The organism is Calothrix rhizosoleniae SC01 (assembly GCF_900185595.1).
Classification (GTDB): domain Bacteria; phylum Cyanobacteriota; class Cyanobacteriia; order Cyanobacteriales; family Nostocaceae; genus Calothrix_A; species Calothrix_A rhizosoleniae.
The window spans coordinates 1-12,267 of sequence record NZ_FYBH01000053.1 but is presented as its reverse complement, the minus strand read 5'-3'; the positions used below and the strand labels follow the sequence as shown (position 1 = coordinate 12,267).

Below are 12,267 nucleotides of genomic sequence, written 5' to 3'. Positions count from 1 at the left end.
GTATTTTCCCATTCCTGATAAATGCGACCTAGTCGCCAGTAAGCTAAAGCAACTCTTGTTTGGTCATCTAACTGCTGGCAAATTTCTAATTCTTTGAGTTCATAATCAATCGCCTGCTGGTATTTACTCCATTCTCGGTAGCAATCAGCTAGGTTATTCCACTGGTTAGCAACATTAATTTGTAAATCTAATTGCTGATAGAGTTCAAGACTTTGTTGATGATGAGCGATCGCATCTTCATATTTGTCCCATCCTTGATAAATTCGACCTAGCTGCCAGTAAGCCAAAGCAATTGCTGATTGGTCATCTAGCTGCTGACAAATTTCCAAGTCTTTGAGTTCACAATCAATCGCCTGCTGATATTTACTCCATTCTCGATAACAATCACCAAGCCAATACCACTGATTAGCTACATTTTCTTCTTTACTCAATTGCTGATACAGCTCAAGGCTTTGTTGATAATGAGTGATCGCATCTTCGTATTTACCCCAATCTTTATAAGTTCTCCCTATGTTATAGAAAATATTAGCCTCATATTTATAATTTTTTAGTCCTTTCGCAATCCCAAGCGAGTTTTGAAAACATTTTAGTGATTCCTCATATGTACCACTTAAACGATGACACCAACCCCAGTGTCTCCAGAAAATAAATAACGTATTCGTTTCATGATAATTAGTAATTTTTGATTGACTGTAATAGTCATCTGCCTTGTTGTAATCTTCTTTTTCCTCATGACATATAGCTAATGCCCAATAAACAAATGGGGTAAGACGGTTTTCTTGCTGGTGAGTTATTTTCTCTAAAACTGCAATTGCTTTGTCATAATTATCTGAACGGATATAAGACATTCCAGTGATAAAATTTAATGCCTGTTGTTGTTCCAGTTCCCCACTCGGATTTTGTCGCATTATTTCCAGAGCAGGTGTCATTTCTTCACCCAATTCCTCAAATAAATTCCTAATACTATTAAATAGTAAAGGTTCTAATTGATTGACAATCTTAGTCACACATTGAGCTAATCCTGTCCCAGCTTCACCACAAGCAACATAAAGAATTGCTGATTGTACTTTGACACCCATCTCTTGAGACACAATAGAGCTTTCAGCAACTTGTTTCAGTTTGGCTATCACTTCACCTTTCTGATTAAACAATTCAATTTGGCGCAGTAATCTCAACAATTGTTTAATTACATCATCTTCAAAATCAGTATCCACACCAACATAGGTCAAAACTAACTTTTCAATTAGCTTTTTGCGAATACTACTGTTATTAACTTCAATTTCAGTTATTACTTGACCCGCAAATAGTAAATCTTGCAGGGGAAATTCTGACTGCATACAGGTATTGTCTGCTTCTCCCCGTAATCCAGACCAAATAATCATGGCATCTGGTGCAGTAGCATTTTTAATTTTGATTTCTCCACATTCCAGCGCAGGTTGGTAATCGTTAAGCTTTTGGAAAAGTTTTTTCACCAACTTATTAATCATGCTGGGAAAATGAACACCGTAATACCCCAAAGCTAACAAAATCGGCTCCCTCCAACGGGGTTCATGTAACCGTAAATCTATGATTTCCAGAATCTCACTGGCATCATTATCAGCAATATAACGTGCAGCAAAATACTCCTCAAATGTCAGGTGCATAAAGCCATAAACACCAGGCGCACGTTCCACAAATAAACCCGTAGTTTCCCTGACTTTCCGTAAAAATTCCTGTACTTGTTGTCGCACCGAATCCGATTCTGGTTCAGTATCATTCAGCTCGGCTAATTTTTCAGCTAACTTTTGCTCAACTTCCGCCTCAGTCACCAAACCAGAAGGCTTGTCCTCATGCATCCAGTCAGCTAGGGGTGCTAAAAATTCCACCACCTCATTTTGACTCAGTAACACTTTATTAGCATCAGGTAATTTCTTCCCTAATTGCCAATCTTCAGTTAAAGTTTTTACTGCTAACTCATATAAATCCACACGACGATTGGGTAAGCGTTTCCCATTGCGGTGAATCAATGCCAAAATCGTCAATAGTAGTGGGTTGGCTGTCAGTCGCTTTACTCCCTCATTATCTTCAATTGCCTTTAAAATCTCCCTCGCTTGGGCTTCTCCGGCTATTTGCCACTGTTCTTCGCTGGTTTCTGGCTGTTGCGCCTTTTCTACTGCTTTACACCAGCGATATAGGAAATTTTCTACCTGTTCCCCACTCATATCTTCAATAGTGAACTCACTGAAGCGACTGCTGAGTTTCACATCCCGGTAGCCAGCAATCCGACTGGTAATCACAAATTTGTTACTAGAAAAAGCATCAACAAATTCATCAATCCGTTGCACAATCTGTCTGCGAATTGTTTGATCAAATACCTCATCCAACCCATCCAGTAGCATCAAGCAATGTCCTAAACGCATTTGCTCTAATAGCAGCTGAGCAATTGGGTTGTGAGGAAGAGGTAGAGGAGCAGGGGGATTTTCAAAATAAGTTTCCCACTGGCGGTAAAACTGACACAGGTAGTCGCGTAAACTCAAATCAGGTTGTTCTTCCAGCCGTTCAGCATAGTCTGCAATGCGAAATAAAATAGGTAGGCGCACTTCACCTAAATCTTCTTTGTCTTCTCCCCCTATAACTCTTTCATTTCCATCCCGTTTAGCAGTAGCAAAATGCAGAGCCAAATAATGCATCAGGGTTGTTTTTCCCGCCCCAGGAGCACCTAAAATTATGCTGTAGCGATTTTCTCGTACCGCCTGGGATAAATCTACCTTTTGGGTTACTGTTTTACTAGTGGTGACTACTGGCTCATATTCCAAAATAGGTTCTGCATATTCTTCATAGTAGCCAGGTTCATCTAATTCACGGGGACTGGAACTACTAACACTCACCCTTTGTCTAATCTCCGCTTCCCTGTATGCACCCCTTGCTAATTTACTAGTGCTTCCATCAAGAGTTTCCGTAACTTCCTGTTTTCTGACAGCTTGCAGGGAAACATAAATTTGGTCGAGAAAAATATCTACTTGGCGTTGCACTTGCATTACGCCACTGGTTCTCAGGTAAGAATTCTCAGCAATTAACCATTCTAAATAAGGATACAGCAAGGGATTTCTGGGCGGACGGGTTGTAAATCTGACTACCTTACCCCGCCAATCCCAGAAATCCGGCGCACGGCTGCGAAATTCATCTAAAAAGTCTGCTTTATTTAGCCAGAAAATTAATATAATTTGTTGTTGAAAAAGTATCTCTCGCCCCAGATTTAACTGTTTTAGTTCGTTCAACATGCGCGGTAGAGGAACTTGCTCAATTCCAAATGCCATCACAATCCGGCGATGATTACCATCAGCGGCTTGTTTTGCAACCTGCTCTGAACCATAGATGAAGTTGTACAGTTGCTCATCACTATAGAAAAAATTTTGAACTTGAAACTCCTGGCTACTATTTTGCAGTAATAGCTTGAACTGTTCCACCACCGGATGCTGGGGACTCGGTTCTGGTGCTATGGCAAAAATAGTTTTCATTCCACTAGATAGCAAGAGAATGTTGACTAAATCTGTCAATTCATCTTGATCAATTTGACTCAGAATTGGAGGAGGAGCATCAATATCAGGTTGCATCTGGGAGTAACCCTTGAATTAAGTAATAAGTAATAAGTAATAAGTAATAAGTAATAAGTAATAAATTTGTTTTTTTGACCGGGATTCCAACCTTGTCTCAAAAAAAAATTCGTCTCAAAAGGCAGGGTTTTAGACCCCAATATTTCGATAACTTATTTATTATTACCTTTTTGCCAGCGTTCTAAATCTTCCATCAGTATGGGATTGACATCAAACCAAGCATTACCAATTTCATGCTCATAGCCCAAAATAGACTTATTCTGTAAAAGTTCATCACAGATAATAAATTCGCCTTTATGGGGAAGACTATGAGTTTTAGTTGTTAATTTTCCAGTGTAGTGTATGTCAAGCAATACCGGAAATTGATAATCATTTAAGTTGTATACTTGACGTTCTTTATTGACTGCTTCCTTAGCTACTTCTGCATCAACCAAATCTTTTCTATGTCTCAAAGCTACTTCACAGCAAGTTCTGGCTAAACGCACTAAATCACGATTAACACCACCACTTTTTTCGGCAATTTCCTCTAAAGCATCTGTGTCAAAGATAGTTTTATTTTGATAGCCTCTATCTAATTTTTGCAATCTCTTGTCAATTATCTTTTTCATTGTTTGCCTACCATAATCATGGGGTATTGTGGTAGGACGTAAATTATCATCACAATGGAAAACAGGTAGATTGTTCAAAGATAAGCATTCATCAAAGTGTTCTTTGGCTTGGCTATATTCAGTTGAATGTCTCAACTCAAGTGGTATGGAATAAATAATGTGACATTCTGGTTCTGCCAACAAACTTGAACGACAAAACATATCTAAAGTCGTGCGTCTTTCGTGCTTATCTAAACCATCCACAATTACTAATAACTTTTCTAATCTCTTATCTTCTGCTGCTTTAATGATACTATTAACGTTTTTAATAATGTCATTTAATACCGGGAGCACATTTAAAGTTCGGGTTTGTTGTCGGTCAAAACCACGTTTGAGGAGCAAACCGACTTTCTCCATAACTTCTGGTAGTTTAAAAGCTCCCTCTTCATTTTGTGACTCAACTTTGACTACAGTTTTTAAAGAATTTTCTAGATTATTATACAGTTTACGGTCAAGCTTCCAATCTGACTTTTTGGCTTGATTATAAATTTCTAAACCAATTAAAATTACTACTTCTGCATAACCTGCATTGAATTTGTTGAGAGCAAATTCAGCATCAATCCAAATAACAGTATGTTCATATCCTAATTTCTGCTGTAGTCTTCGTAATTCTGTGGTTTTTCCACTACCTCTATGACCTGCCAACAAAAACTTGGCTGGATCTTGTTGTAAACTAATCAGAGTCACAAGCCTTTCTACAGGACTGTTTTTCCGTTGGACGTAGAAGTTGTTTAATTCTTCAGATGTAGCTAAGGGTTTCTCTGGCTCAAAAAGTTGGTAAATGGGCTGCCAAAAACCTACTGTACTCATACTGATAACCTGAAAATGAGAAGGAGTCCTGTATTGGACTGTACATATTCTCTCAGTATAACTAAGGTTTTGCTCCTGGGGTTAATAATAAAAATTCAAATTCACAATCTAAAATCTAAAATCTAAAATCTAAAATCTAAAATCTAAAATCTAAAATTTTCCTACCCCATAGTTTTCGGCTGAAAATTACGCAAGCGCAAGGCATTACTCACCACAGAAACCGAACTAAATGCCATCGCAGCTCCAGCAATAATCGGGTTGAGTAACCAGCCAAAAATGGGAAACAAAATCCCTGCGGCAATGGGGATACCTGCAATATTATATATAAAGGCAAAGAAGAGATTTTGGCGAATATTCCGAATGGTAGCTCGACTGAGTTGAATCGCTGTCACAATCCCCTGTAAATCCCCCGATATTAAAGTAACATCACTAGCTGCGATCGCAACATCTGCCCCCGTACCAATGGCAATTCCCACATCTGCTTGAGCTAAGGCTGGCGCGTCATTGATACCATCCCCCACCATCCCTACTATTTTAGATTTTGGATTTGGGATTTTGGATTTATTTCTTCCTTCCTCTACCTGAAGAGATTTTACAATGTCGGCTTTTTGCTCCGGTCTAATTTGGGCAAAGACTCTTTTTATACCAACTTCACTGGCGATCGCTTCTGCGGTTTGTTGGTTATCTCCTGTAAGCATGACAACTTCTAAGCCCATACTTTGTAAGGTGTTCACAGTTGCCGTACTAGATGGTTTTAAAGCATCAGCAATCCCAAAAATTGCCTCTATTTCCCCATCCACAGCCATCCACACCACGGTTTTTGCCGCCTTCTCCCATGCGTATTGATAATCACATAATTTATCAGTATTAATTCTCAATTCTTCCATCCATCGTTGAGTCCCAATTTGCACCAAGCGATCGGAAACTATAGCTTGTACACCACTACCAGCCAAGGCTGCAAAACCAGTAATTGCTGGGACTGATAGTTGTTGTCCTGGCAAAGATGCGGTTTGTAATCCTTCATAATTAACAATCGCCTCTGCCAGGGGATGTTCTGACTGTCTTTCCACTGCTGCGGCTAGGCGTAATAATTTTAACTCATTCTGATTTGCTGTTCCTTCCACCGTGGCAAAGTCTGTTACCGTAGGTTTACCCATTGTCAAAGTACCAGTTTTATCTAAGACAATGGTGTGGATTTTGTGCGCCAGTTCCAAACTTTCCGCATCGCGAATTAAAATCCCATTTTCTGCACCTTTACCCGTACCCACCATCACGGAAGTAGGTGTAGCTAAACCCAAAGCACAGGGACAGGCAATAATAAGGACACCAACCGTGGGAATTAAGGCTAAGGTAATATTGCTGGTGAAACTAAGCCAGAGGATAAAAGTCAAAATTGCAATAGTAATTACCACCGGCACAAACCAGCCAGTAACTTGGTCTGCTAACCTTTGAATGGGGGGTTTTGAGCCTTGGGCTTGTTGGACTAATTGGACGATTTGCGCCAGAAAAGTATCTTTCCCTACCCTTGTCGCTCGAAATTTAAAGCTACCTGTTTTATTAATTGTTGCTCCAATTACCTCATCCCCGGATTGTTTCTTTACAGGTATGCTTTCCCCCGTAACCATAGATTCATCTATAGTAGAACTCCCTGATATAACTTCCCCATCCACAGGAATTTTTTCCCCAGGACGAACTAAAACCACATCATTAATTTTGACTGCGACTATGGGAATATCAACTTCCTTCCCATCTCGAATCACCCTAGCAGTTTTAGGTTGCAAACCCATCAATTGACGAATCGCTTCTGAAGTTTTTCCCCGAGCCCGATGTTCAAACAATCGCCCCAACAGAATTAAGGTGATGACTACCGCCGCAGTCTCATAATATACCTCCGCTGGCAAACCCTGAACTGTAAAAAAGCCAGGAAATATAGTTGCAAAGAGAGAATAGAAAAACGCTGCACTCGTACCCAGAGATACAAGGGTATCCATTGTTGCAGTACGATTCCTGAGCGCCTTCCAGCCATTGATATAGAAGCCATAGCCACACCAAAATTGCACAGGTGTGGTTAAGACTAACTGCAACCAAGGATTGTGCAACCATGAAGGAATGAAAGGTAAATTCAACCCAGTCATCATTGGTAGAGAGCCGACTACAAGTACAATACTAATTACTGCTCCCACTGCAACTTTAATTCTCAACTCCCGCGATTGAGCAGAGCTAGCTTGTTTTTCCCCATCTTCCTCGGATGCAAGTATATCTGTGGTCAAAGGTTGGGCTGAATAACCCACATTTTGCACAGCTGCTTGAATTGTTTCTAAATTAGTTAATTGAGGATTATATTTAATAGTGGCTTGCTCTGCACCAAAATTGACACTACATTCACCTACACCAGGAACTTTCACGATTGCAGTTTCCACTGTTTTAGCACAGGAAGCACAACGCATACCTCCTAATTTCAAGGTAAGGATATTTTCAACAGTCATCATTCCTTCCTTCCTGCAATCTATGAATTGGCAAGCTATGATAACTATTTTAGACTTTCCTGTGAGAGTTTTCTATCAACTCAAGTAGTTTGCGCTCGATAAAACATCCTTTGGGTGAGATGAAATACCTTGACAACTGATAACTGATAACTGATAACTGAAACGACTTGGTGTTAGTTAGCTCTGAAAACTGGGATTAATAAAGCGAGAAATATACCATTATTCCAGAATTACTATGCAGTATCCCCTAGAACTTACCTTTAAATTATGGGCATTTGCACCCCAAATATCCGTCATGGATAACCAGGGAAGTCTACAATTCTATGTCAAGCAGAAGCTATTTAAGCTGAAGGAATTAATTACCGTCTTTGCAGATGCTGAACGTAGTAAACCCCTTTACTATATTAAAGCCGATCGCATCATTGATTTTTCTGCCCGTTACAATTTCACTGATAGGGATAATACAGCCATTGGTGCAGTTAAAAGACGGGGTTTACGTTCCCTATGGCGTGCCCGTTATGACATTTTTGATGGTGATAATGTAATTATGACTATCCAGGAAAAGAACCCCTGGATTAAGGTAGCGGATGCTTTATTTGCAGAGATACCGATTATAGGTCTTTTAAGTGGTTACGTTTTTAACCCAGTATATTTAGTTAGTCGTCCAGATGAAACATTAGTAATGCGTTTGGAAAAAATTCCTTCGTTTCTTTCCCGAAAATTTACCATTAAAGCCATGAATCAACTCAGTGAACGAGAAGAACAGCAAGTATTATTGAGCTTAATCATGATGTTGCTATTGGAAAGAACTCGCGGTTAGTGTTGCATTTGATTAATTTTGCTCAACCATGAATGAATATTTAGGGCTTGCTGACAAAGTCCTTTGGTGAGGGTAGGGAGTAGGGAGTGGGGAGTGGGGAGTAGTTCCAGCCTCTTTATTTCTATTCTTTTTGCCAGAAAAAATAACAGATGCAAGGATTTTAAACCTAAAATCCTAATTTGATCTCTATTTGCAACAATAATGGAATAGATGGATTGTTATACCATTTTGAAAAAAGAATGGGACAGATGGGTAGGGAACATCCACAATCTTTTGGTATATACAATTATCTTACTGCTGCCGCGCCCTTACGAAAAATGTATGTGTCGCAAACATTATTTGAATTGGTATTATAACACCAACACAGAAGGTGATTCTCCATCCAAAATCCGTCTTGAAAAGTTTGCTCAACGGGGGGAACCCCCGCACCGCAACTTTCCGCAAAATCTAAAATCTAAAATTCAAAATAGAGATATGGCAAATAAAACTCTAGGACTATCAACACAACTCTATGATTATCTGCTTTCCGTATCCTTACGAGAGCCAGAAATTCTCACCAAACTGCGCCAAGAAACAGCACAACTCCCTATGGGGAAGATGCAAATAGCACCGGAGCAAGGACAGTTTATGGCTTTGTTGGTGCAATTGATGGCAGCTAAAAAGACATTAGAGATAGGGGTATTTACTGGCTACAGCACTTTAGTTGTGGCATTAGCTTTACCCAAAGATGGCAAGATTGTTGCCTGTGATGTCAGTGAAGAATATACTGCAATTGCCCGTCGTTATTGGCAGCAAGCAGATGTTGATCATAAAATTGATTTACAGATTGCTCCTGCCTTGGAAACCCTAGATGGGTTAATAACCGCAGGGTCAAGTGATAGTTTTGATTTTGCCTTTATCGATGCTGATAAAAGCAACTATGACGGGTATTATGAACGAGCATTACAGTTAGTGCGTCCTGGGGGATTAATTGCTATTGATAATGTTTTGTGGTCTGGACAAGTAGCAGATCCCCAGGTAAAAGATAATAGAACTGAGAAAATCCGGGCATTGAATCAGAAGTTACATAATGATCAACGGATCAATTTAAGTTTAGTACCGATCGCAGATGGTTTAACTTTAGCTGTTAAGCATCCTTAATTGAAACTTTTATTGCTGCTGTTTTCTTTGCTTTTCCAATTCTAATTGGTACTTTTTCTCTTGCAGACGGGCTTTTTTCTCTTCTGTAAGACTATCAAAACATTGGGGACAGGAAATTCCTGGTTCATATGCAGGATGTTGGCGATCGCTTTCTGAAATCGGATGTCCACAACTAGGACATATGTCATAACTACCAGGCTCTAACCCCTGACTCACAGCAACCCGTTGGTCAAAAACAAAACACTCTCCTGACCATAAACTTTCTGCTGTGGGTACTGACTCTAAATATTTGAGAATACCACCCTTGAGGTGGTAAACCTCTGAGAATCCCCGCGCCAATAGCAAAGATGTGGCTTTCTCACAGCGAATACCTCCAGTACAAAATAAAGCCACCTTTTTGTGTTTATCGGGGTCTAAATTTTGCTCTACATACTCTGGAAATTCACGGAAGGAATCGGTGTGAGGATTTTTTGCTCCTTGAAAGGAACCAATACTAACTTCATAATCATTACGAGTATCAATTACAGTTACTTCTGGATCCTGAATAATCCGATTCCATTCCTGGGGACTTACGTATGTTCCTACCTGCTCATTAGGATCTATCTCTGGTAAACCCATAGTAACTATTTCTTTTTTAAACGCACCTTCATGCGTGCAAATGGTGGTGTATCTGTATAAGACTCTTTATGTTCCAAATCTGCAAACAAGGGATCGGTACGTAAGTATGATAAAACAGCATCTATGGCCTGACGTGTGCCAGCAATTGTACCATTAATCCCTTCTGCTGCTAAAAGAATAGTCCCCTTTACCCCTTGTGCTTGACAATAGGATAATAGACTTGATTGCCGATGTTCTAGAGGAACCGCCTCAGCCAATTTGATAAATTTATAAAGTGTGGCAACAACTATGGTCATTTCAGTTATGTAAAAGTACAGGGACTACTGATGGAATTATAAAAAATTCATATTATTGTTTTAAAAATTTATTATAGATATTTAAAGTTGAGATGATAAAATTTCGGCTCAGAACATATACTAAGTGAGTATTTGGCAAAGATTGGGTAATACTACTAGCTGATTAGAAATTCTGCCATTAACTTAAAGATAGTTATGACAAAAATTACTAAATTTAAGCTTCTACCTTTTTCATAATGAATCAAATGTCTCAGAAAATATCCAATTTTCGCACAGATATTTTACAGAATACTCAACTGGGTAGGATATGTGCTTCTGGAAAATTATTTTGCGATCGCTATGAAATTATTAGTATTCTAGGTAGAGGAGGATTTGGTGTCACTTTTTTAGCCAAAAATGTGAGATTACCAGGTCATCCTCTATGCGTGATTAAACAACTTTGTCCACAGATGAATAATCCTCAAAAGTTAGCACGTGCGAGGAAAAGATTTGCCAAAGAAGCAAAAATACTTGGTCAAGTTGGTAGTCATTCCCAAATTCCCATGCTGTTAGACTATTTCGAGATTAATGGGGAATTTTATTTAGTTCAAGAGTATATAAGTGGTCTTAATTTATCCCAAGTAGTAAAAAAGACAGGGGTAAAAAATGAAGTCAGTGTTAAGCAATTTTTGCGGCAAATACTACCAGTATTACAGTACATACATAATAATCATGTGATTCATCGGGATATTAAGCCTCATAATTTATTGCACTGTCAAGATGATGGGAGATTAGTCTTGATCGATTTTGGGGCTGTTAAGGAAGAAATCGCACAAGTTAATGATATTTATGAGAATAAACAGCAGCAAACTAGTTTTGTTGGGACTATGGGTTTTGCTGCACCAGAACAGTTATCTTTACATCCCGTATATGCCAGTGATATTTATGCAGTGGGTGTTACTTGTCTTTATTTGTTAACAGGAAAACCTCCCTTAGAGTTTGATTATGATTCAGTTACAGGTGAACTCTGTTGGCAACAGTATATAGACCTTACCCCCCACTTTACTTACATTCTGAATAAAATGCTCAAGATTTGCGTGGAGGAACGTTTTCAATCAGCGCAGGAAGTTTTAGTGGCTTTAAGTATGGAATCTGAATTACCTACTTTGACCGATTGTTTAAGCTCTCAAAGATTAAGTATGGTTCATACTACCCATAGTCAAGATGACAATATTCAGCAATATTTACCACCAGTATCACGTACAGCCCAAGCTATTCGACAATGGCGAACTAAACTAAAGACAAAAATTTGTTAAAATAGTTATACATTTAGTAACATATGTCTCAGATTAATTAGTAATTTCCTATAAACAAGTAAAAATTACCGTATTTTCTCGATGGTGTATTCAGGTAGGAGATTGGTAAATTAAATCAGATCTCATTTTTGTGTGTGTGTTGGGGGTGTATTCCACCCCTCTTTTTTGACTCACAACAAAACATCAATCCATTTTCAGATTTTGGATAGCTAAAAGACTACTGTATAAGAGTTTCAAGTTCTCATTAGTCACAATGATTGCTCAAATTTGGTTCATTTTTAGATATAACCAATTTTTTTTGAGCATTGCATAATTGCGAGATGATTTGTTCAGAGAAGATAAACCATAATCCCTGTGTCTCCGTGTCTCCGCGTCTCCGTGTCAGCTTCAATCATCCCAGTATTCAGCAACTCCTTTTTTTTCTTGCTTATTGAGTTGTAATTGGTACATATGGTTAAATAAAGACCAACAATAATCTTCTGGAAGTCCACAAGTCACCGCACCATTTAAAACAACATTAAAATACCAGTCGTTCGGTGCAACTTCGGTGGATAATTTATTA

Annotated in this window: 7 protein-coding genes and 1 pseudogene; 3 read left to right on the top strand and 5 right to left on the bottom strand. The window is 38.9% G+C overall.

What is annotated here, in order from left to right; translation table 11 throughout:
• The 3 genes from CALSC_RS03080 to CALSC_RS03070 form a co-directional block, all read right to left on the bottom strand.
• Window positions 1–3,593, bottom strand: a 3,593-nt coding sequence (locus CALSC_RS03080) for a tetratricopeptide repeat protein (protein WP_143288131.1), incomplete at its 3' end; no start/stop codon positions are given.
• A gap of 152 nt (window positions 3,594–3,745) precedes the next feature.
• The gene (locus CALSC_RS03075) at window positions 3,746–5,050 is read right to left on the bottom strand and encodes a hypothetical protein (RefSeq protein WP_088239953.1); all 1,305 of its coding nucleotides are present in this window, start codon (window positions 5,048–5,050) and stop codon (window positions 3,746–3,748) included.
• 161 nt (window positions 5,051–5,211) lie between these two features.
• Complete coding sequence (locus tag CALSC_RS03070; protein ID WP_235006662.1) at window positions 5,212–7,539, bottom strand: heavy metal translocating P-type ATPase; 2,328 nt, start codon at window positions 7,537–7,539, stop codon at window positions 5,212–5,214.
• Between the two features lie 232 nt (window positions 7,540–7,771).
• Between CALSC_RS03070 and CALSC_RS03065 the strand changes: the two genes are divergently transcribed.
• Together CALSC_RS03065 and CALSC_RS03060 are read left to right on the top strand one after the other, a co-directional pair.
• Window positions 7,772–8,356 (top strand): LURP-one-related/scramblase family protein, encoded by a 585-nt coding sequence (locus CALSC_RS03065; RefSeq protein WP_088239951.1) that lies wholly within the window; start codon window positions 7,772–7,774, stop codon window positions 8,354–8,356.
• Between the two features lie 474 nt (window positions 8,357–8,830).
• Window positions 8,831–9,496: a class I SAM-dependent methyltransferase gene (locus CALSC_RS03060; RefSeq protein ID WP_088239954.1), complete on the top strand. Its 666-nt coding sequence runs from the start codon at window positions 8,831–8,833 to the stop codon at window positions 9,494–9,496.
• Window positions 9,497–9,505: 9 nt separating this feature from the next.
• Here the strand turns inward: CALSC_RS03060 and trhO are convergent.
• A pseudogene (gene trhO / locus CALSC_RS03055) lies at window positions 9,506–10,410 on the bottom strand (oxygen-dependent tRNA uridine(34) hydroxylase TrhO).
• 236 nt (window positions 10,411–10,646) lie between these two features.
• Between trhO and CALSC_RS03050 the strand changes: the two are divergent.
• Window positions 10,647–11,705 (top strand): serine/threonine-protein kinase, encoded by a 1,059-nt coding sequence (locus CALSC_RS03050; protein ID WP_088239950.1) that lies wholly within the window; start codon window positions 10,647–10,649, stop codon window positions 11,703–11,705.
• A gap of 387 nt (window positions 11,706–12,092) precedes the next feature.
• Here CALSC_RS03050 and CALSC_RS03045 read toward each other — a convergent pair.
• Window positions 12,093–12,267: gamma-glutamylcyclotransferase (locus CALSC_RS03045; protein ID WP_200817543.1), on the bottom strand; the 175-nt coding region annotated here is incomplete at its 5' end.

Coding starts and splice junctions, on each gene's coding strand:
- CALSC_RS03050 (WP_088239950.1), top strand. CDS start 10,647: ATGAATCAAATGTCTCAGAAAATATCCAATTTTCGCACAGATATTTTA.
- CALSC_RS03060 (WP_088239954.1), top strand. CDS start 8,831: ATGGCAAATAAAACTCTAGGACTATCAACACAACTCTATGATTATCTG.
- CALSC_RS03070 (WP_235006662.1), bottom strand. CDS start 7,539: ATGATGACTGTTGAAAATATCCTTACCTTGAAATTAGGAGGTATGCGT.
- CALSC_RS03065 (WP_088239951.1), top strand. CDS start 7,772: ATGCAGTATCCCCTAGAACTTACCTTTAAATTATGGGCATTTGCACCC.
- CALSC_RS03075 (WP_088239953.1), bottom strand. CDS start 5,050: ATGAGTACAGTAGGTTTTTGGCAGCCCATTTACCAACTTTTTGAGCCA.